Below are 21,747 nucleotides of genomic sequence, written 5' to 3'. Positions count from 1 at the left end.
TTCATCACCAAAAGATGTACTTGAACCTACCATGAAAGTATGTTAGCTGTTTCTAGACGAACCCGCCATGCAAAACGCTGGATATTTCGGTATCCGTATCCCCGACGTTTGATTAGTTTGATCTTGTTATTCGTCCCCTCCATTTTTCCATTTGAATAAGGTGACAATATGCACGATATGACTTCATCTGTTCGTTTGACAAGCGATTTTGCGATGGCGCGTACAGCTGAACAAGGGCAACATACATATCAACGTAGCGAACATTTCCGTGTTTCTTGCCCCCTTTGTCCAAATATTTGCGACAACGTTCTAACGCATCGGTAAATAGCTGAATGACATGGAAATAGTCGACCACATGTGTCGCCTCTGGGCAAACCCGTTGAATCGCTTTTTTCATCGCTGGAGCCAAATCACTCACGACATACTGAACAGAACGAGACACATGAGCCAATGCACGTCCAATAGCTTCCTCGTTCTTTCCTGCTTCAATGGCATACACTTCTCCCGTTTCGGCATCCATGATCGCCACTCCATAGTCATGCCCTTTCCGAAAAGCAAACTCATCGACACAAACCGCCTTTGGCCGGATGTCATTCGATAGGAAGGAAGGAGCATGGGTATAAAACCAACGTTCAACGGTCGTGTAAGGAAGCTTGAGCATACGAGCCACGGCCTGAATGGATGTTCCGATGCAAGATTGCGCAACCCATCGCTGAAACGCATCCGTCGCCACACTTCGAGGAGAGATGGCTGGATACGACGTGCTGAATGTCACGCCACACGTACCACAACGTCTGCGCTCGACAGGAAGTTCGATCCAAAAAATTCCGATTCGCTGAGCATAGCCATGCATCCATTGCTTCTTTTTTCCGTGAAAATCCCCACCACTGGGTGAGTGCTGTATACGCTCCTGATCCGTGTGGGTATACTGAAAATGGCCAAAGAAGGCAATAGGAAAGCAGAGGTGCCCCATTTTCGGGCATCTCGTATCATCCGGCTGCCTGTTGGCTATACTAAATGAGTTGTGGTTGGCGGAACGACTCTTTGCGGGAGATCATGCAAAAGATGATCACCAACATTCGTCGAGCCGTGGCGATGAGGGCTTTTTTCTTCCCGCATCGGGCCGCCAACGACCAAAATTTTCGGGACAAGGGATGTGTCTTGGATCGAGCTGCTGACCATGCCGCCTCGCATAACGCTGATCGAAGATGGGGATTGCCTTTGGTGGTGCGCGTGCTCTTTCGCTTTCCGGCGCTTTCATGGTTGCCGGGGGACAACCCCGTCCATGAAGCCGCCCGTTCCGGCGTTTCAAAGACGCTCATGTCGGTTCCCATCTCGGCGATGATGACGGCGGCGGTTTGTTTTTTGATTCCAGGCATGGTCATCAGTAAGTCCACTTCCTCCCGATACGGCTCGAGCAGGCGGTCGATGTGCTGGTCGACTTCTTCGATGAGCCGCTCGCATTCCTCCACGTGTTTCCACAAGAGGCGAAGGAGACAGAGCTCATGTTCGGTCAAGGTGCCCAGCAGCGAATCGTACACCGCCTGCTTTTTCGTTTTGAGCCTGCCGCGCAGGCATTGATCCAGCTCGTCCTTGTCCACGTATCCCTTCTCGAGCAGCCGGGCAAGGATGTTTCGTCCGGAAACGCCGAAGAGATCCGAGAGGACGGAGCCCAGCTTGACATTGGAAGACTCCAGCACTTTTTGAATCCGGTTTTTCTCTGAACTCAACTGTCCGACCCACTTTTTGCGCAGGCGGGTAAAATCCCGCAGTTCACGAATCGGCGCTGGGGGGACGAAACTTTTTTCAATGAGTCCATGGCGGAGCAGCTTGGCGATCCACTCGGCGTCAGAGACATCGGTTTTTCTTCCCGGGACATTTTTGATCCGCTGCGGATTGGCCAAAGTCAAGTCGACATAGCCCTCGAGGAAGGCAAAGACCGGTTTCCAATACACGCCGGTGGATTCCATGGCGACATGGGTGACCCCATGGTCTTCGAGCCACTCGAGCAGGTCGCCAAGCCCTTTCGAGAACGTTGAGAACGTTTGGATCTCCTTTTGAATCTCCCCCTCTTCTTCCCATAGGGCACAAGCGACAATAGTTTCGGTATGAACATCCAATCCTGCGCAGCGAGGATAGATGACATCCATGATGAAACGCCTCCTTTTCGATGATGGAGTGCGCAAACAGCGAATCCACGGGAGACATGCGGCAGTTTTCCGTTCGTCGTCACCTTTCCTCTATCACAGGAAAGGGCGGACAATGGGTGGTGCACCCAGTGGATTCAAACACTTTTCCGTACAGGGTCTAAGCCACCATTAAGCATAACGTCCTGTTGAACTGTTTGCGCCTATTCTTCATTATGGGAAGAAAAGGGGGATTTTCATCCCCGGGTGGAGGGCAGATCGTGCTGCCCATGGATCTTTTCCGTGAAAATGCGCCGCCTTGATCCGTCTTATGAATGTTTTTCGAGAACAGAATTAGCAAAATGGCTCTTTGGATTTTACTGAGAGATTGAGTAGAGATAGTGAAAATTCATCTATCATTGATGGTTCATTTTCCTAAAAACCTATAAATTCTCTCATGCATCATCGCTATTTCACTCCACGGTTTTACAAGCGAGCTACTCTGCCGTTCTTGATGAATATTTTGTTTCCTATACCTGATAATAGCCTGCTCTAACTCTGTTTTATTCCCTGGATGCACGTAATAAATGTGCTCATTTCCAAAATAACCGTTTTTCTCGAAACTTGTAGTTATTACAAATGTATTTTGTAGAAGTGCCGCCAAAACCGAACCATTCCTTTCCGAACACCCCTTAATAAATGGAAATACTGCCATATCTGCTATTGCTAAGTAATCTGCTACCTTTTCATTTGGTAGATATCCTGTTAATACCACGTTCTTTTTCCACCTATCTGAGTTTATAATATCCTTAATCTTGTTATGGTACTTATCGCTTTCTTTTAACTCACAAATTAATAAAATAGAATCTTTTTCTGGGTTTGCTGCTTGAAATAAATATTCTAACCCTTTGTTAGGTGTTATAAAACCAAAGTATGCTATTATATTTTTCTGATATTGTTCTTTAAAAATCCTCTTCCTTAAGGATAATTTTTCTTTGTTATCTAATTTAGACATCGGGATATTAGAGGATATAGGGATATAGCATCTAATTTTTTTATTCAATAGATTGGCGTAAAAGTTAGGTAACTTATTTAAATAGTCGGACTCTACATTAATGATTATAGAATCAACTAATAAATTAGGGAAATATCTGAAGAGTCCTTTTCTGCTTAATGGTTCATGCCATGTTTGAACAATTTTTTTAACTCCTAATACCTTCAATAAAACCGGGAGAAAAGAAGGGAATAAATATTTTTTATAACCAATTGTCGGATATTGAATATGCACAATATCAGGTCTAATTTTGCTCACAGTTTTTATTATCTGTGGAAAAGCCGTAAAATCCCAACGCTTGATTATAGGGTATATAGACACGCCTTGCATTTGCTCTATGCATTCAGAAGATGTGATTAAAGAGATATTTAAATTTCTCATCTTTCCCATCTCGGATAGTAGCTGATATAAATAATCTCCCACTCCGCATTTCATTGGTGGAAAGGCTCCAGAAATATACAAAACCCTCACTATCTCACCTCAATAGTTAAAAACTCATTTATCTAAGAGTTCTCAAATACTCAGAAGGATCAATAAATCTCCCACTTATTCTTCTATAAGAACAAAATAGTGTCCGAATTAAATATTTAAGACCTAAAATTCTATTGTGCTTCCACTTCATTTTCAGCATAATCCACAATGAAAGCCTAATAAACTCCAATAATAAACATAAATGCCCAATAAATAAATTTACTCCTCTTAGTTCTGAGTTAATCCAAAGACTTCTATTTCTTAGCCCGTAACAAACTTTCCAGAAATTTCTGATCGAATCAATAGGAGCTATTCCGTCTTTATGAAAAATCACAGCATCTGTGATTAAAAAACTGTTCGTTTTTTGTTTTATTCTATAGGTATATTCCGTATCATCAAGCCAAATAAAAAAATCATGTCGTGGAAAACCAACCGTCTCTACCGCCGCTTTAGAAATTAGCGGGCCAACAAATGCATTTGCATCTAACTCGATCACTTTTTGGCTATCTATAAATTCCAAAGATATTGGTATATCCCTTGTTAGTGTTCTATTAAGCCTCTTATGGTGGTAGTTTTGAATTTTACCAGAATATTTATTAACAATTAGTGGAGCGACAAAACCTACATCCTTATGTCTGTAAACAAAATCCATCAGAATCTTTAAGCAATCTGTACGCGGCTCAGCATCGTCATCCATTATCCAAATCCAGTCATATCCCCGCTCAAAAGCTTCTTTTACACCGACGTGAAATCCTCCAGCTCCTCCAACATTTTCATCCAAGTGTATTGCTTGAATTTTTTTATTTTCCTTTACGACATCATCTAAATATTCTTTTGTTCCATCTGTACTATTGTTATTTATAATTAATATACCATCTAATGTATACGTTTGTTTTAATAAAGCATCAATGCATTCTTTTAGCATTTCCAGTCGATTATAAGTTACAATTACTGCACATACTTTTTCCACTTTACTTTCTCACCTTTTGTAGTCATATTTTTATTTTTTCCTCAAATACTCTTATTGCCTTAGCCACCACCATGTCCATATCATAATACTGATACTCAGCCAAACGCCCGATAAAAATTAGATTCTCATAATTTCTTGCTTCCTCTTTATATCGCCTATACAGTTCTAAATTTTCTTCATTCTTAATAGGATAATAGGGTATGTTTTCCCCTGGAATATATTCTTGGGGAAACTCTTTAACAGTTGTTGTTTTATCAGAAGTTTGATTTGTTAGGTGTTTGAACTCAGTAACTCTTGTAAAGTTATAATCATTTGGATAATTAACAGTACCTACTTCTTGCACTTGCTCTTGATTGAACTGTTCAAATACAAAGTTTAGTGAACGATATGGCAACGGTCCAAATTTATAATCAAAAAAGTAATCAATGGGACCGGTATAAACAATCTTCCCGTTAAATTTTTGCCCAAATAGGCTGGCCTCGCCTGTTTCAAAGTTAAATTCCAGCACCTCTTTGTAATCCGTGTTTAGCAAAATCTTAATGTTTTCATGATCCAACATTCTTTCAAATAGTTTCGTATACCCTTCTTTGGGCATTCCTTGATAAGGATCTTGAAAGTAGCGATCATCCCGGCTAATATACACAGGCACTCGCCCTGTAACAGAGGGATCCAATTCTTCCGGTGTCACTCCCCATTGCTTTGTTGTATAACCAAGGAACACCTTTTCATATATATAATCAGCTAAAAATTTCAGATCTGGGTCTTCTACTTGTCGCAATTTTAAGATAGGCACTTTTTTATTATAGCCAAAGTTTTCAATCAGCTTTTTCTCTAAACGTTCTGCTAAACTTTTAGGGAAAACTTGATGAATCGAATTCAAGTTAAATGGAATCGGTACTTTTTTTCCATCAATGACCCCTAACACTTTATGATGATATAAATGCCACTCCGTAAAGTTTGATAAATAATCCCAAACCTTCTTTACCTTTGTATGAAAAATATGTGGGCCGTAGTTATGAATTAAAATGCCCTGGCTGTCATAGGAGTCGTATGCGTTTCCGCCAATATGATTGCGTTTTTCAATCATTAATACTTTCTTGTTTAACTGCGTTGCAATCCGTTCCGCCAGCACACTGCCGGCAAATCCTGTTCCAATGATCACATAATCAAACATGTTTACCCTCCAGAAGTTTAATCCCTTTCGAATACAAATAAACGAACATGGCCGAAGTCACAAAAAGTTCCGAAATAACAACGCCAACCGCCGTTCCCACATGTCGCCAGACAGGAACTAAAAAAACAGCTAAGGAAATATTCAGGACGCTCGCTGCCAGAAGAATGTTAGAGAAAGCTTTCTTATAACCTAACGTCAGCATTGTCTGAATTCCTAAAATATTGCTCAGTCCTATAACAAAAGGCAAGAAGGACAGAATTTCCAAAACTATGACGGATGGCTTGTAATGATCTCCTAATGCGGTGTCCACAATGCCGTCCGCAAGAATAAAAATCATGAAAGATATTATAAGTGTACAACCGCCGATTATAAATAGGATTTTTCTTATAAATATTAGTCCTTTTTCATAGTTTCCTAACATTAATCGGCTAATATATGGATAAATCGCCTGTGAGACAGGATTGATCATCCCATTTGCAGCGTTGATAATTTTCTCGGCACTAGCATAATATCCCACGATCGTATTATTGGTAAATAAACCAAGGATGAACGTATTGCTAACAGTATACAGGCTAATAGCCACTGTCGAAATGAATACATACCATCCTTCTTTTAGCTGATGCTTCACATCGCTCCAGCCAGGGAGGACAACATGTATACCAAACGTTCCTTTGATCATGACTAGAGACAGAATTCCGACTAACATCGTTCCGAGAGAGTTGAGCAAAGGAACCAATAGTATATGATCCCGTTGCTTTACCAATAAAAAAACACCTGCCGTAAACAGTGTTTTTGAAATAATATTTAGAACGGTTATGTACCTCATCCTCTCCATTCCTTGGAAAAACCAGACAGGAAATAAGACATTGCCAATAACCGTTCCAAATGTAAGAATATATACTAATTTATGTTCTTGGAATTTTGGCACTAAGAAGACTAATAAGCAAAGCAACACAAAACCGATTACCGCAAAGACAGCTTTGGTCGCCATCACTGTGCTGAAAATTTTTTGGACTGCTTCTCTATTCTCTCTATAAACAGCAATTTGATTTGTAGCAGACAAGTTAAATCCATAGTCAACGAAAATAACGAAAAACTGGATAAACGATTGGGCAAACGCAATCAGCCCATAGTTGGCCGGCCCTAAGACCCTTACTAAATAAGGCAGTGTAAGTAAAGGAAGTATATAGTTGAACCCCTGTAAAGTTGCCAAAGAAAAGAAATTCTCCAGCAATCGTTTTTTATGGGACATACATTTTTTCTCCTGTTTCATTCAATAGGTCCTTAGACCCTTTTTTTCAAAAGATCTAAAGACCATTTCTCCAAAGATGAACACAGTCAAATCGTTATACGTTAGCAGTTCCTTTGGTTATCCCGTTATTTCTTTACTCTATTTCTCTTACACCTTCTCTGCTACACTTTCCAACAACCGTTCCATAAACGGAATCAGTTCCTTCCGCAACTCTTCGTTTTGCAGCGCAAACTCGATCGTCGTTTGGATGAATCCGAGTTTCTCACCGACGTCATAGCGTTTGCCTTCGAATTCGTAGGCGAAGACGCGTTGGATTTCGTTCAGCTTTTGGATGGCGTCGGTGAGTTGGATTTCGCCGCCCGCGCCAGTTTCTTGTTTTTCAAGGAAGAGGAAGATTTCCGGTGTGAGGATGTATCTTCCCATGATGGCTAAGTTGGACGGTGCGGTGCCGGGCGCTGGTTTTTCGACGAATTGGCGCACTTGATAGAGGCGGCTGTTTTGTTCGATCGGGTCGATGATGCCGTAGCGGTATGTTTCACGGTTTGGCACCTGTTTGACGCCGATGACGGAGCTCAACGTTTGTTCGTATTGGTCGATGAGCTGCTTCAAACACGGCGGATCGGCTTGGACGATGTCGTCGCCAAGCAAGACGGCAAACGGTTCGTCACCGATAAAGTTTCTTGCACACCAAACGGCGTGACCCAATCCTTTCGGCTCTTTTTGGCGGATGTAGTGAATGTCGACTTTCGACGGTTCTTTCACTTTCTCCAGCAAGTCGTATTTGCCTTTTTCCATTAAGTTTTGTTCGAGTTCAAAGGCGATGTCAAAATGGTCTTCGATGGCGCGTTTCCCTTTTCCAGTGACGATGATGATGTCTTCGATTCCTGAGGCGATGGCTTCTTCGACGATGTATTGGATCGTCGGCTTATCGACAATCGGCAGCATCTCCTTCGGCATCGCCTTGGTCGCCGGAAGGAAGCGCGTCCCTAAGCCCGCCGCTGGGATGATGGCTTTGCGTACTTTTTTCATGTGTATGCACCCCCCTATGTATTCGTTGGCCTATGTGCCCCCGCGCATCGGTACAGCAGAGGCGATACCGATGCGCCGATGCGCATAGACATAAAAAGTTTGATCGAAAAAACATCGCCTCAATCGAGCAATGGATTGCTAATTGTGCCTTCCTCAATTCAATAACATATAGTATTCCACCGTTTTCGTCGTTTTTTCTCATAAAAGCTTTATTCAAGGAGCTTGAGGTTATCTATCCTCTTCATCGAGTTAAATTCCATTTACTCCAAAATAATCTCATTAAAACGTATCAGTTGGAAAACCGTTTTCTATTTTGCGGCGAAAAATCATTTTGACAATTTCGCTTTTTTTAACGCCCAAATTTGTTTCATGCGCGTATCGCCTCTCTTTACAAATTACAAATCCTTTATCTTTCTATTTATAAACGATACGCTTCATCTATAATCAACGATTACATAGAAAAGCAGGCTAAAAACCGGGCATCTAACCCGCCCTCACGCCACACCCTCGACGACGGGCGTCTAAGGTGCCAGGACCGTCATCGTCCCCACCCACGGCATGGCCGAGTGCCTCCATTGATAACGGTAAGGAGACATCACCGTCTCTTCTTTTAGCAGTTGACTACTTAGATGATTTGAAACTTATACATTAGGATTCGAGCATTCTTTCTTGTCCAGTTTCCTTCCAATAACGCCAGAAGAAAACTAGACCTGTTCCTACCATGATGCCCACCACGAAAGCAATGCCCATATTTAATAATGGTTTAGGGCTATCCGGCTCTTGAGGGGCAACCGGTGCAGAAATGATTAATATTTTATTCTCAATGGAAAATGATTGCAAAAAATCACGCAACTGCTGCTCTTTATTAACATATTGACGGTAACGGTCAGCCAACGATTTGATTTGATTACTCAACTCATTTAGAGCAATTAACTCTTTTTCCGAAAGAGATGAAATATTACGTAGACGATCTGAGTCCAAGGTGATGATATACTGGTTGTTATACGAAATGACTGCATCAAGCAAAAGGGACGGCGGCAACTTCAAAGCCACTGCTTCTTGACGATAAAGTTTAATGGTTTGCTGCAGTTGGACTTGCTCTTTTTGTTTCAGTTTCATAAAGTGATGGAGATCTTTCTCAACACCTGTTTGAATATCTTTCCATATCGACTGTTTCACAGCGCTTAAAATCCCGTTCAACAGCTTTTTGGTGTCAGAGGGATTGGCCGCTTTTAGAGTGATACGAACCAAATTGGTATTAGGCACATTTTCAACGCTTAGATTCCCTTTGACTTGCTCTGCCCTATACTTTCCTTGCAAATGCGCTTTTTTGATCCCCTCTTCGATCACAGAAATGGATTGTACACGCTCCATATAGGCCGAAGGCGTAATGATCTCATTGAAATAACTATCGGTTTCATCGAATTGTTTTCCGGGCACGATCCCATTATTCACGGATACCGTAGCGTTTGCTGAATATATTGGTTTGATCCATACAAAGCTAGCCAACACAGAAAAGATTAGTGCTACAATCGTTGTAGCCGCAATGATCCATTTTCCTTTCCATATCGTTTCAATGAGTTCTCGCAAGCTGATTGTTTCATCCATCATCTGTTCCTACCTTTGATTGATTTGTTTGTTGTGCGTAAAAATCCGATGGAAACACCTAATCCTACCCAAAAGAATACAGCAGTTCCAATAATCGAATCGTTAAACATCCCTTGAATCACATAAGCCATGAGCGCCGCGCAAAGCGCTGCAATGTATACATTAAAGCGTACGTGGGTAGAACGTAGCAACTGTATAGGCCCCCCCACCATCACAACTACTAAGGCAAACAGTGCTACAATCCCTGCTCCAAAAGCCATACCGATATACATGTTGTGGGGCTTATCGACAATAACACTATATCCCTCGCCTAAATTCGAATTTTTTTCCGGATCATCTTGATTAAAGAAATAAGGAAACGTATCTAATCCATATCCTATAAACGGCTTGTCAGAAATAAGTTCTAATGCTTTTTCCCAAATAAAGGCCCGCCCAGATCCCGGCGCTATCCCCGGTCCTGGTAGCTTTGGCAGTCGGTATTCTTCAGCATCTGCATAAGCGGATGAACCGCTCACCACCCTTTCGGTAATATGCCCGACCACCTGCTCTATATCTTTGAATGCTGTATTCAGTCCTGCTTGTTGATGATCCTGTTGAAATGGATTATATGGGATGAAAAACCCAATTGTCTCGTCCCAAACACGGTGATTTTGTTTCACAAACGGCACATAAACAGCAACAAAAACAACCATCAATACCAGACTTGAAAGAGCCGCGACCTTTCTCTTTTCTGCTTTCACGATCATATAGACGAACAGCGGACTCATCAATACTAGCGTCACAAAACCATTACTAGATAGTGACGAAAGAAGCAGAGCAAAGGCTACTGAGGCGATCAAACCATTCAAGATTTTCTTCCATATCTTTTTCTCCAAAACAGCCAAGCAGAAGAAAAGAGCAACAAAAAAAGCCGAAACCCCGCTCACATAGTTTCCGTGGTTAATCGTAGCAAGGAAAGATGAACCTTGAGCGATTTTCGCCCCCTCTGGAAGGCTGGAATATAACAGTGTCCGCACCCAGTGAAGCTGTAAAACGTCATAACCAAAGAAATTCAATGTTCCTAATATCGTATTTATGATTATGAAAGGGGTCAAAAAGTAAATGAATTGCTGGAATCTCCTTACAGTATACCGTATATTAGACGCGATGAAGAACAACATCAAGTAGCATAAGTACGTCAATGTACCCTCATGGCGATTGTGCAATCCGTACAAAGCAAGCGTTTTATATGGAGCTAAAACAGCCGACAAAGTTAAACAAACAGCGAGTACAGCGAGAGCTATGTCAATTTTTGTTTTCGGAATTTGGTAGTTAAGCACTAACACTTTATATAGAAAAACAAGGCTGAGAAACGCTGTAGAGACAAGGAGCACAACAAATTTATAGTATGTAAACACATCCGCTTTCTTTCCCGTATCCAATACATCGGTTTGAGTAATAGACGGGCTGATAAAATCGCCAATATGCACTCTAACGATCAATGGGATGACCAGTACAATGAATGCCAGCCCCCAAAACAATATGGCATCGACCCGCTCCATATCCATTTGGTCCTCATGCTCATCACGTTCAATAGTTAAATACTTATACCAATCAGACATGTTCGCTTCTCACCTTATGATGATTTTTGATGTTGGATTTGAACCAATAGTTCATCGATTCTAGCATGATACATTTCTGATCCAGGCAATTTTTTACTTTGTTCGAGATATGCCTTAGCCTTTGCATATTCCCCTTTATAATACAGGATCTCGCCAAATTGCAGCGTGAAAATCGGGTCCTGCTGCAGGAAAGGCCTTTTTCTAATCGCTTTTTCATAATAAAAAGCAGCCTTATGAAAATCATTTTTCATCGCATACGCTAACCCAAGCGTACGCATGATGTTATAACGGTCCGGATATTTGCTCGACAATGACTGCAAAATTGGCAAAGCCTGCTCTACTTGTCTTTGTTGCATCAACTGAATCGCCTGTTGATACTCATTATAGTCTTTTAGAAATTGCTCATCCTGTTGTTGGCCTTTCCAGTGCGCATAGCTGATTCCCGATAAAATGAAAACTAGCAAACTAAGAAACACGTATCGATCCCATTTTCCATACATAAGTAAATTCCCCTCATTATGCAAAAATCGACAACCTCCTACTTGTAAATTTTAGTGCACCTTGCACCATAAAGCAATAGGGTGGTAGAAACGTCAACGAGACAGCTTTTTGTTAAAAAGCGGTTCATCACCACAACATATAATTGACAAACAAGACATCTTTTGAATCATCATGCATCGCTATTCATTTATCGATTTTTCCTTGCAGACGAAAGTAAGAGCTATTCCAAAGCAGACAAGCACAACTTTTGATGAAGAACTTTTGAATTCAGCCGCCCCTCAGACACATTATTTGGAAAACAATCTCACAAAAGACCCTCCCATGAAAGTGGTGAACTCACTTTCATGGGAGGGTTGCTACATTGCTATAGACACACCGCTTATTTGGCCACGTTTACAACAGCATCGGAAACGTTGTTGCCAACTTTATTCGTTTCACCAATCGTACCAACTTGATCCACATCCACAATGCCCGTTGCGGACAGCGTAATCGGTTTAGACAAGTCGGTTACAGGAGCGCTCAGTTTCAGATAAACCGTTTTGTATCCTTTCGGACCTACTGCTGTATTAGTAGCACTGTCTTCGTAAACACCAGCGACATTGACAACATTACCATCGACTTTTACGGTAAAGTTGTTAGAAGAAAGTGCACTACTGATCGTTGCATTTGCCACCGGCTCGCTAAAGTCGACACGAATGACGTCTGCGCTAGTTAAAGTCGCTGTAAACGTCGGAGCAACGTTTTCTTTCATAAATTCGTTTACAGTTACGGTATCCATGACGAGCCCAGACGTATTCTTAATGTTGCTGATAGTAATGACATGTGTACCCGTCCATGTATTTGCTCCTGGAGCGAGCGTCACGCGAATGTGCTTGGTGTCTCCATCGAAGACTGCTTTCGTGACAGTCAATCCATTAATATTGAAGTTGGACAAGTTCAATGCCGAAGCATCCAAGTTTTGCGTGAATGCAAATACTAATTCGTTGTTATTATCTGCTCGAACCCCATTGCCGTCAAAGCTTGTATCAAGAGCCGGCTTCGTCGTTAGGCTGTCAGAGCCGCGAACGAACGTAATCTGCTTACGCTCAGCATATGAGTTGCCAGCCAAATCGCTTACCAAGCCATTCGGCAACGTTACAGTATACGTGCCTTTTGGCAAGGAAGAAATATTCAAAGCAACCGATTTCGATTTTCCGTCTGTCGGCAGATATAATTTGAAATTGTCGCTAGTTGTTGTCAAAGTTGTGTTGACAGATTTAAGTACGTTGTTTTCGTCAATATACTTATCGTTCGCTTGAACGACTGTAATGTTGCTGCCAGTCGTTACCTCTTCGTCAAATGTCAGCACAAGATGCTCAACACCGTCAATTTTCACCACTTGGCTGCTAACGAATTTCGGCGCTGTGTTATCGGCTTTCAATTGAACAACTTTCGTGTATGCATCTCCAGTATTGCCAGCTAAGTCCTGATAACCACTCACCTCAACTGCATACACACCTTCCGACAAAGCGGAAGCCAACGTTGCCGTGTAGACTAAGCCGGTTGAATCAACCGAAACAGAAGCTGTTTGGCCACCGATTTTGATGGTCGGATTGCCTGACAGTTTTTCGCTGAATGTCACTTTGACGGTTTTCGTGTTGACGGCTTCGATGCTTTGGACGACTGGTTTCGTTGTATCAACCGTCGTCTTCTTGACTGTCAATTCAGCCGAGTTAGGATTGATGACATTGCCGTTGTAATCGACAGCACCGAAGATTTTCAATGTCAGGTCTTTATTCACCGGCACAGATGAAGAGGCGAGATTGATCGTCATTTCATCGTCGCCAGCCGTGAACTTCGGAGAAACCGAAATTTCGGTTGTTCCGTCGTACAATTTTACTGTTCCTACGCTGGCAAGAGGTTCAGAGAACTTCACTTTCAGCGTCAAGCCGTTGTCGGCGTAAGAGGATGACAGAACGCTCGGCCGTACCGAATCCGTTGTGTCAATGGTCGTCGTGTAGGACGGAACATCTTTTCCATCCAACGTTTTGACGTTTTTAATATCAACTACATAACGTTTGGTGAAAAATTGACTGCCATCAACCACTAACTTCAACGTTTTCTTATCATCGCTTAACCACGCTTTCACAGTGGAAACCGATCCTTGACCATCAATCGCTGTGAGTGTGATAGCAGTCGCTTTCACGACGTCATCGGATGTATCGCTTGTGCCTCTGTTGTCAATTACTGTTGCAGCGTCGATCGCTTTGTTAAATTTGATTTCAATCGTTTTAGCGTTCACAGCCGTTACACTTTCCACTTTTGGAGGCAACGCCGCTTCATACGCCGCATTGGCGTCTTGGGCCGCTTTTTGCAGTTCGGCTTTGAACGCATCGGTTACTTTCGATACGTATTGGTTGACTTGGTCAAGAGCGGCTTTGGCTTTGTCCAAGTTGCCGGCTTTGACGGCGTCTTGCGCTTCACGGGCTTTCATCGAAACCGTGATGTCGTAAACTAAGCTGTCGCGCAGTTCTTGTGCTTCGGCTTTGAATTGCGAGCGAAGCAGTTCGCGCGTCGATTGACCGTAGACGCGGTCAAGGATCACCGTGCGCGTTTTGAGCTCATAGGAGATTTTGTGGTAGAGCTCTTCTGCTTTTTGCAGGTCTTTCGCTTTGATCGCACCATCTAAATCTTGGCGCATTTTGTCGAGCTTGACGGCATAGTTGTAAGCGTCAATGTACGTAGCGACACGCGCTTCGCCCGATTTCGGGTTGGCTTTGAATACATACGTTTCGTATGTAGCTTGCAAGTCAGCCAAATACGCGTCTTTTTTCGCGCCGCCGGCTTTGTTTACGACAGCGACAGCGTCCGCATACGCTTGCTTCGCTTTGTTGTAAGCGGCATAAACGTCGCTGATGTTCGGGAGTTTACCCGTTTCCGTTACCGTGTGGCTGTACGTATAGTACGCTTGCTTCATTTGCGCTTTCGCTTGGCTCACGACCGTCGCAACGTCCGTTGCTGCTTGGGAAGCATGCGGGTTGGCTGCGACGAAAGCGCTCGCTGCAACAGCACTGGCTGTAGCGAGTTTGACTGCTTTCTTTTTGTCCATAAAGCCTAAAATCCCCCTTCGTTTTTATAAAACTCCAGACAATGACTACTAAACGTGGCAGTTTAGTAGATTCATTGTCCAAAAGGTGCTAACATCAACCAATATCATCCTTGATGGCTAGATGCTGGGCTGATTAGAAAACCTAGCATCCATTGCTAGCACTTGAGCAGAATTCCTCAATGCTCCACGTCTCCTATAATAATACATTTTTCTTCTAAATTCTAGTCCTAAATACAAATTTTTTAGAGAATATGCCATTGAAATTATTGCCATCGATGGCGACATTGATATGAATATGCTGGTAATGGAAATTTAGAACGATATTTTTGCTGTTTGATGGTTTTGGTTGGCAAACATTTTGTACAAAAACATCAATCGTTTTTCTTCACCGTGACGTCCATCGGTTGGCCCAGCGTCATTTTGACGACGTCATAGCGATCATTCAAGTACAGATCGAGAAAGCGGAACTGTCCTGAAAATTGTTCCGGGCTGTTGGTGATGGAAAATTGCAGCTGCATGGCGTAATCCCCGCTGTTGGCAAGCTGTTCGGCAATTTTTTCGATCTCTTCCTTCGGCACGTTGTATGCTTTTAAGTAGGAGATCGAGTCGGCAATCGCTTCGACGTTGTCGTTGAAGAAAATGGAGAGCGTCACCGTCGCACCGTCGATTCGCCCTTCAACGGGCAAGGACATATGTTGGCCGTATAAGTACCAGCCGAACAGGCGGCTGCCTTTTTTCTGCTCAATAACGAACGGAACGGATTCATTCCCGGCCTGAAGAATGTACTGCCCTTTCAATGAGCGGGCGACAAGAGAGAGAAGCTCATCCTTGGTGAACGGCACGTATTGGATGGCGTCCCCTTGTTTGGCATACAGCCCCCCTCCCAGGCTGTAATAGACGGCGCCGCCTGCCCGCTTTTGGCTGTAGACGCGATACTCGCGCCCTTGTTTCGCCGTCATGGCGGACTGCCATGCCATTCCGTTCAAGCGATATAGGGGCGTGTCGCGCAAAATGACGACTTTGCCGATCATGCCTTGTTTCCATTGAACGTGCCCCCATTGGACGGCGGCGTCAACCGTTTGCCCATTTCCCCCGAGGGCGACGGCGGCGGCGAGGCAGATGGCGGCTGCCATTTGGGATGCATGTTTCATCTTCGTTTTCCTCCTCATTTTGGTCATCGTTGTCGTGCCAGTATGCTAAAACAACCGCTTCGCCCCCAAGTACCGCTGTTTCCAATACGATTGGTCGAGGCGGCTGATCGTGACGCCGGTCGAGGCGCCGCTATGGATAAACTGACCGTTTCCGATATAGATGCCGGCGTGCGATGGGCTGTTGGTTGTCGTGGCAAAAAAGACGATGTCGCCGACTTCCGGGGCGGAAACCGATGCGCCTGCATTCCACATCAAAGCGACGGTGCGCGGCACGGTGACGCCTTGTTGCTGGAAAAGGTAGAAAATGAAGCCGCTGCAGTCAAATCCCTCTTCCGGCGTATCGCCGCCCCAAACGTATGGGGCACCGAGCAACTCAGCCGCATCGGCGACGAGTTCGATGACGTCCAGTTTCGCCGCAGGGGCTTGTCCGATCAGACGCTCGTATGTTTCGCTGTCAACGACGCCGGTCGCGGGGAGTTTGGCCGCTTGTTGGAAACGGCGGACGGCGTCGGCGGTGGCGACGCCGTAGTATCCCGTAGCCTCGGAATGGAGAAAGTAGCCGAGCTCTTTCAGCTTCGTCTGGATGCGCTTGACGTCTTCACCGAGCGCGCCAATCGAGAGGCGAATCACCGAGCGTTCGCGCTCGATCGGTGCATGCGGGGTTGTTTTCGCTTTCACCGCGCGCTCGAGGAGGGCGGCAGTTTGATTGTCCAAGACCCCCGTTACGGGCAGACCATTGTCACGTTGAAGGCGGCGGACAGCATCGGCCGTCAGCACCCCGTAGTAGTCCGTGATATCCGAATGAGTAAAGTACCCGAGCTGCTGGAGCTGTTGCTGCAGCTTGCGGACGACGTCGCCGCGGTCACCGATCGTCAGCACGTCAGATGACGCGGCCAGCTGACTTGTTGCTTTTTGCTTCAACCGCTCAAGCGTCGCCCGATCCGCCCGCCCGGTGGCGGGAAGCCCGTTCGCCCGCTGAAACCGCTTCACGGCATCGGCTGTCACTGCGCCATAGTAGCCGGTGATTTGCGGGTAGTGAAAATAGCCGAGCCGCTTCAGCCAGCGCTGCAAATCACTGACGGCCGCCCCGCGGGAACCGAGAGCGAGCATGTCATTTGAGGCAGGCGCGCTTTTGAGCTTCGTGTAGGTGGCGTCATCGACAATGCCGGTGACCGGCAAGTTCATCGCCCGTTGGAACGCTTTGACCGCTTCTTCGGTAATGGAGCCAAAGTAGCCCGTCGCTCGCGGATATGTGAAAAAGCCTTTTTCTTTCAAGCGCTGCTGGAGCTGTTTGATTTCAGGGGAACTCATGCCTTTTTTCCATTCCACCGCCTGGCTGTCATCCGGTGCAAGAAAGAAAGCTGAAGCCATGGCGGCGGCGAAGATGACATGGCTCGGTTTCACGGATGCGCCCTCTCCCTTCGCCGTCTGTTTCGTTTTTCATTGAAGGGCTCATGCGGGATGGTCCTTCAGACCGGTTGACGTCCCGGAGCCAAAATCGTAATGTTTTATATTTTCAGTATAACGGATGAAAACCATGAAAGGAAACGATTTTTTTGATTGGAAGAAGGAAGAAGTTTATGCACCGGAACGGGGCGCGCTTCGCTTCGGCGGCGACGGATGCGCGAACCAGTACGATACGCGTCGATCGTCGACAAGGTAAATCGATTGCAGCACTTCATAAATGAGCTGTTTTTCCATCGCCAGCCATTCATCCGCGCGGATCGGGACGTATTTTTGCCTCAGTTCATTCCACTCATAAAGGGCGACGGTAAACTTTTTTTGGCGAAGATCGAGCTTGACAATAAACATGTAAAGTTGGCTCGTGCATTTAAATACAAAATAGAGTTGAGCTTCCTTGGAGCAGGTGATCGTGCGGAACAGCGCCTCCCCCTCCGATGCAAAACGCATCCGCTCCCCTTCGTTTTTCAGCGAGCGCAATGAATCGGTGAAACTGGCCGGAGCGATCGTTTTCAGCTGCACGGAAAACGGATTTTTCATTTCCTTAATATAAATATGGTACATGGTTTGGGCGTGTTTCTTCTCGTTTCGTTCACAAATGACAAAATCGGCAAGATAGATGTTCACCTTGACCCCCTCTTTTCAGTTCATCTTTACCATTTTTTAACTGATTGTACTATGTCTTTCCTGGACAAAAAAGAGGCCGAACGACAGAATCGTTGATAAATTCGTTCTGATTTGGAAACAAAAAGAGGAATGGGCTAAAAAGGAACAACCATTGACTCCATGCTTTTCTATCTTTAAAGAGTAATGATGAAAAGCGTGGTGACAAACGATGACAAACCTCGGAGAGACGCTCAAACAACTGCGGAAACAACGGCGCTGGACGCAGGAAGAGCTGGCCGAGCAGTTGAACGTATCGCGTTCACAAATCAGCAAATGGGAAAACGGCAGCTTGCTTCCGGATGTGCAGTCGCTTGAGAAGCTGTGCCAGCTGTTTGATGTGAGCGCCGATTTTTTGCTTGGCGGCGAAACGCGCCAACGAGAGCTATTGCGCGAAGTGACGGACATGTACGGAACGGCGGACGTACACGAAACAGCGCTCGCGGCGTTGGATTACTTGCTTCAGAACCGGGAGATGAGCGAAGTCGTGTACGCGCTTGCGAAGCTGCCGGATAAAAAGCGGAAACATGTCGAAACGATGATCATAACGATCGTGAAAGAGTGCTCCGAGCTCATTTAGCTCTCCATACTAAAAAAAGCGCTAACCGCGACGTGCTAGCGCCATCTGTTGGGGGAGTGTTTGGGGACACGTTCTTTCTCTTGGGGATTCGCTTTGAAAGGCATGCATGAGGAAACGACTATACGTGCTCTGGCCATTCGGGTTTCTTTCCAGAGTGAAGAAATTGGACGGACTCCGCGACGACTTCGGTGACATAGACGCGTTGACCGTCTTTTTTTTCGTAGCGGCGCGTTTGGATCCTCCCCATCACCGCTACCATCGATCCTTTTCGGCAATAATTGGCGGTATGTTCCGCCGTTTTCCGCCATAAAACGCATGGAACGAAATCGGCGTCAATCCCCCCTTCCGCGTTGCGGAAATTTCTCGCCACCGCCAGCGTGACAGTCGCGACGGCAGCCCCTTCGGCCGTGTAGCGAAGCTCGGGATCTTTCGTCAACCGGCCGACCAACACGACTTGGTTGATCATGTGTCGGCGCATCCCCCCTTTCCTCCACCGCACCTTTATGATAACGAATCTCGTTTCGGGTCGTAAAATCGCGACTTTTGCATTTTTTTGCGCACTCTTATGGATACAATCCAACGAAAAGGTGAAATCTTCGTCGACAATGGCGGGGCAAAATGGCGTTTTTGCCCTCTGACGGAAAAAATACAGACCATTTTTCTTCCCTCGTCCGCCTGTGCTATAATTTTGGATAAGACCACGGTAATGAGGTGGACGAGATGAAAACGTTCAAGCTTGTCGGGCTCTCGGTCATCGACGACGACATGCACCGCCAAGACATCCCGTTTATTGACGGGTTGATCATCAACAAAGAAGACGGACAAAACCGCTGGCTCGTCGAGGCGTATTTGGATGACGACTATGAGCCAATGTTTGTGAGCTTGCAGCAGCGTTCGGAGTTTCAACTGCAAGTGACGATCACCCACACGAGCAACGATCCGGCCAACATGCTCGTCGCCGTCCGTTCGATCACGAAAATGAACGGCCATATTAGCGTCTTGATGGAAGGGCTGATGATCCCGCGGCGCACCCATTTGGCGGAAGTCGTGCTGGCCGGCCTTGTCAAGAAAGGGCTGCAAGGCGAGGCTTTGCTTCAAGAGTTTCGCCAGCAAATGCATGAACGAATCGACGCCAAGGCACCTCATGAACGGAAAAGATAAAAGGCTGGAGAGCGCACTTTCCAGCCTTTTGGTTTGCCTTCAGGCAAGTGGATCATCCTCCTGAAAACTCGAGGGCATCAACCCGTACCGGGCGAGCCGTGACGATGCAGCGTTTTGGAGCTCGGCCGATCAGGCGAAACGGGTAGCACGTCGTCACCGTCAGCGTCGGACGCGCTTTCTCAACCAAAACGGTTCGGTCGTCATCATCGACGATGCGGATGTTGACGATGCGGTAATGGATGGCAGCGCGATCCGTCCGGATGATCAGCGCATCGCCGATCTCAAGCTCGCCGAAACGGCGAAACACCGTATCGCGGTGCCCGGACAACACGACATGCCCTTTTTGCCCTGGCCAATCGCTCGCTGGATAATGGCCGACGCCTCGGCGCAATTCTTGTTCTCGAACTCCTTCATACACCGGAATCGCCACTCCGAGCTTCGGAATGGCAAGTTCGCCAAGGTAGACGCCAAGCGGGGCGTCTTGTTGCCCCGAACGTTCCGCTGGAAAGCTTGTTGTCGGCGATGGGGAGGGCGCAGGGGTGTCTCGCTTGACCGCCATCCGACCGACGGTGTACCAATAGCCATTCCAGCCGGCCGTCGCCCCCCCGATGACGATCGCCGCCAGCGCCGCCCACTGGGCGACCCGGCGCCCCCACAACAACCGGGCAGGCTTGCACTCCACTTTCCTTCACCCTTTCAGCCGCCCAACCCGCCGGTAAAGAAGGAAACCGGCGAAAGCAAGCAACAGGCCGGCCAATGTATAGGTCAAATACGGCGACGCCGTCTCCGGCAATCTGTCCCCATACATCTTTCCTTTCATCTCTACAGCGAGCAGCCCGGCGTCAATGCCTTTCTCCCCCGCTCGGACGATGTAGCCCGATGTCAACAGTTCCCGCGTTAGGGCGATATCGGCGACCTCTTCGCCTTGGCGGTTGTACAATCGAACGTGGATCGGCTCCGCTCCGGCCGCCTTGATGCTCGGCACGTCCGCCTCAAGCTCAAGCAAGCGAAGCCCCTCTTCCCATATCGCCCGCAGTTTGCGTCGCTCTGTTTCCGTCCACAGCCCTTCCGTCTCCACAAACGGGCGCAGCCGCTCACGAAGCGCCAAAAGACGCTCAGTTAACTGCGGGGTGTCAAGGGAAGCAATATGGCGGGTGAGCGCGCGCACTTCTTGTTCCGTCATCCCGAGCGCCCCAAGCAAATCGTTGATTTGCTGCATGGCGGCGTTGTGCTGCGAGTAAAAACGGATGGCCCGATCCAAATCTTCGACAAACGTGTAATCTTGCACCGTTTCGCCAAACTGGCCAAGCAGCGCCTCGAGCTCCTCGACCGTCAGTCCGTGCCGGCGCAACAAGGCGTGAAGCCGCTCATCGGTGATGGGCGTGCCAAGCCAGTGTTTCAGTTCATCCATCGTGCGAAAATCGGCCGCTGTCAAGCCGTATCGATGCAAATAAGCCAACAGGTCGCTCACCGTCCAGCCGACATCCTCGGCGTACTGCTCAAGCTCGCTTCGACTAATGGCCGCCGCCCCAACCGGAAACGAAGCGAAAACAGCGACAAGCACAGCCATTCCTAGCCATTGCCGCATGCGTCCTTCCTCCCTTCCGCTTTCTTTGACGTACATTGGTAGTATTTTCCGAACATACCTCTCTTATGTACGCCAACCAGCGAAAAAAGAAGAAAGCTCGGCTGAGAGCGCTTGAACGCTCTCCCACCTACAAGGTTGGTGAAAAACCGCTGTTTGCCTTGATCGATGATTGAACGCGTGAACATAGAGGCTGATGCAACAAGTTTTTTCTACTTGAGAAACGATTCCGAGAAGCGGTTGCGCGAGTAAATCACCAGCCTCCTACGCAA

General features: G+C 46.2%; 18 protein-coding genes and 1 pseudogene. 2 read left to right on the top strand and 17 right to left on the bottom strand.

The features are described from left to right. Positions 1 to 26 precede the first annotated feature (26 nt). From N685_RS18305 to N685_RS0106550, 14 genes and pseudogenes are all read right to left on the bottom strand, one after another. Positions 27 to 871, bottom strand: a pseudogene (locus N685_RS18305) (ISL3 family transposase); the annotation flags it as partial. A 142-nt stretch (positions 872 to 1,013) separates the two neighbouring features. After that, positions 1,014 to 2,150 (bottom strand): IS110 family RNA-guided transposase, encoded by a 1,137-nt coding sequence (locus N685_RS0106615; protein WP_031406100.1) that lies wholly within the window; start codon positions 2,148 to 2,150, stop codon positions 1,014 to 1,016. A 403-nt stretch (positions 2,151 to 2,553) separates the two neighbouring features. Further along, entirely contained in the window at positions 2,554 to 3,615 is a 1,062-nt protein-coding gene (locus tag N685_RS0106610) for a glycosyltransferase (RefSeq protein WP_031406909.1), read from the bottom strand. A gap of 64 nt (positions 3,616 to 3,679) precedes the next feature. Continuing rightward, positions 3,680 to 4,621 (bottom strand): glycosyltransferase family 2 protein, encoded by a 942-nt coding sequence (locus tag N685_RS0106605; RefSeq protein ID WP_051870802.1) that lies wholly within the window; start codon positions 4,619 to 4,621, stop codon positions 3,680 to 3,682. Between the two features lie 22 nt (positions 4,622 to 4,643). Further along, a complete protein-coding gene (gene glf / locus N685_RS0106600; protein WP_031406905.1) occupies positions 4,644 to 5,795 on the bottom strand; it encodes a UDP-galactopyranose mutase in 1,152 nt (383 codons plus the stop codon). Next, a complete protein-coding gene (locus tag N685_RS0106595; RefSeq protein ID WP_051870801.1) occupies positions 5,788 to 7,047 on the bottom strand; it encodes a flippase in 1,260 nt (419 codons plus the stop codon). The genes glf and N685_RS0106595 overlap by 8 nt, the downstream gene beginning before the upstream one ends. A 147-nt stretch (positions 7,048 to 7,194) precedes the next feature. Continuing rightward, entirely contained in the window at positions 7,195 to 8,076 is an 882-nt protein-coding gene (gene galU / locus N685_RS0106590; RefSeq protein ID WP_031406901.1) for a UTP--glucose-1-phosphate uridylyltransferase GalU, read from the bottom strand. Between the two features lie 648 nt (positions 8,077 to 8,724). Next, the gene (locus tag N685_RS0106580) at positions 8,725 to 9,684 is read right to left on the bottom strand and encodes a Wzz/FepE/Etk N-terminal domain-containing protein (RefSeq protein WP_162176095.1); all 960 of its coding nucleotides are present in this window, start codon (positions 9,682 to 9,684) and stop codon (positions 8,725 to 8,727) included. After that, positions 9,684 to 11,285, bottom strand: coding sequence for an O-antigen ligase family protein (locus tag N685_RS0106575; RefSeq protein WP_051870800.1), 1,602 nt, complete (start codon positions 11,283 to 11,285; stop codon positions 9,684 to 9,686). The genes N685_RS0106580 and N685_RS0106575 overlap by 1 nt, the downstream gene beginning before the upstream one ends. Before the next feature lie 14 nt (positions 11,286 to 11,299). Next, positions 11,300 to 11,785, bottom strand: coding sequence for a tetratricopeptide repeat protein (locus tag N685_RS0106570; RefSeq protein WP_031406895.1), 486 nt, complete (start codon positions 11,783 to 11,785; stop codon positions 11,300 to 11,302). 380 nt (positions 11,786 to 12,165) lie between these two features. Then, complete coding sequence (locus tag N685_RS0106565) at positions 12,166 to 14,874, bottom strand: hypothetical protein (RefSeq protein WP_031406894.1); 2,709 nt, start codon at positions 14,872 to 14,874, stop codon at positions 12,166 to 12,168. Between the two features lie 371 nt (positions 14,875 to 15,245). Beyond that, entirely contained in the window at positions 15,246 to 16,025 is a 780-nt protein-coding gene (locus tag N685_RS0106560; RefSeq protein WP_031406892.1) for a hypothetical protein, read from the bottom strand. Between the two features lie 45 nt (positions 16,026 to 16,070). Then, positions 16,071 to 17,429: a peptidoglycan-binding protein gene (locus tag N685_RS0106555; protein WP_031406890.1), complete on the bottom strand. Its 1,359-nt coding sequence runs from the start codon at positions 17,427 to 17,429 to the stop codon at positions 16,071 to 16,073. Between the two features lie 174 nt (positions 17,430 to 17,603). Further along, positions 17,604 to 18,113, bottom strand: a complete 510-nt coding sequence (locus N685_RS0106550) for a hypothetical protein (protein ID WP_031406888.1) — start codon at positions 18,111 to 18,113, stop codon at positions 17,604 to 17,606. 208 nt (positions 18,114 to 18,321) lie between these two features. Here N685_RS0106550 and N685_RS0106545 point away from each other — a divergent pair, with 208 nt between their 5' ends. Further along, entirely contained in the window at positions 18,322 to 18,729 is a 408-nt protein-coding gene (locus N685_RS0106545) for a helix-turn-helix domain-containing protein (RefSeq protein WP_031406886.1), read from the top strand. Positions 18,730 to 18,847: 118 nt separating this feature from the next. On the opposite strand, the gene ssb is transcribed toward N685_RS0106545, so the two are convergent. Further along, positions 18,848 to 19,207: a single-stranded DNA-binding protein gene (ssb, locus tag N685_RS0106540; protein WP_171660791.1), complete on the bottom strand. Its 360-nt coding sequence runs from the start codon at positions 19,205 to 19,207 to the stop codon at positions 18,848 to 18,850. Between the two features lie 242 nt (positions 19,208 to 19,449). Between ssb and N685_RS0106535 the strand changes: the two genes are divergently transcribed. Continuing rightward, entirely contained in the window at positions 19,450 to 19,890 is a 441-nt protein-coding gene (locus N685_RS0106535; RefSeq protein ID WP_031406882.1) for a YwpF-like family protein, read from the top strand. Between the two features lie 52 nt (positions 19,891 to 19,942). Here N685_RS0106535 and N685_RS0106530 read toward each other — a convergent pair whose 3' ends face one another. Together N685_RS0106530 and N685_RS0106525 are read right to left on the bottom strand one after the other, a co-directional pair. Beyond that, positions 19,943 to 20,572, bottom strand: a complete 630-nt coding sequence (locus tag N685_RS0106530; RefSeq protein ID WP_031406879.1) for a class D sortase — start codon at positions 20,570 to 20,572, stop codon at positions 19,943 to 19,945. 6 nt (positions 20,573 to 20,578) lie between these two features. After that, positions 20,579 to 21,478, bottom strand: coding sequence for a processed acidic surface protein (locus N685_RS0106525; protein WP_031406878.1), 900 nt, complete (start codon positions 21,476 to 21,478; stop codon positions 20,579 to 20,581). Positions 21,479 to 21,747 lie beyond the last annotated feature (269 nt).

The organism is Geobacillus vulcani PSS1 (assembly GCF_000733845.1).
GTDB classification, from domain to species: Bacteria; Bacillota; Bacilli; order Bacillales; family Anoxybacillaceae; genus Geobacillus; species Geobacillus vulcani.
This window is presented reverse-complemented; position numbering and strand designations above follow the sequence as displayed.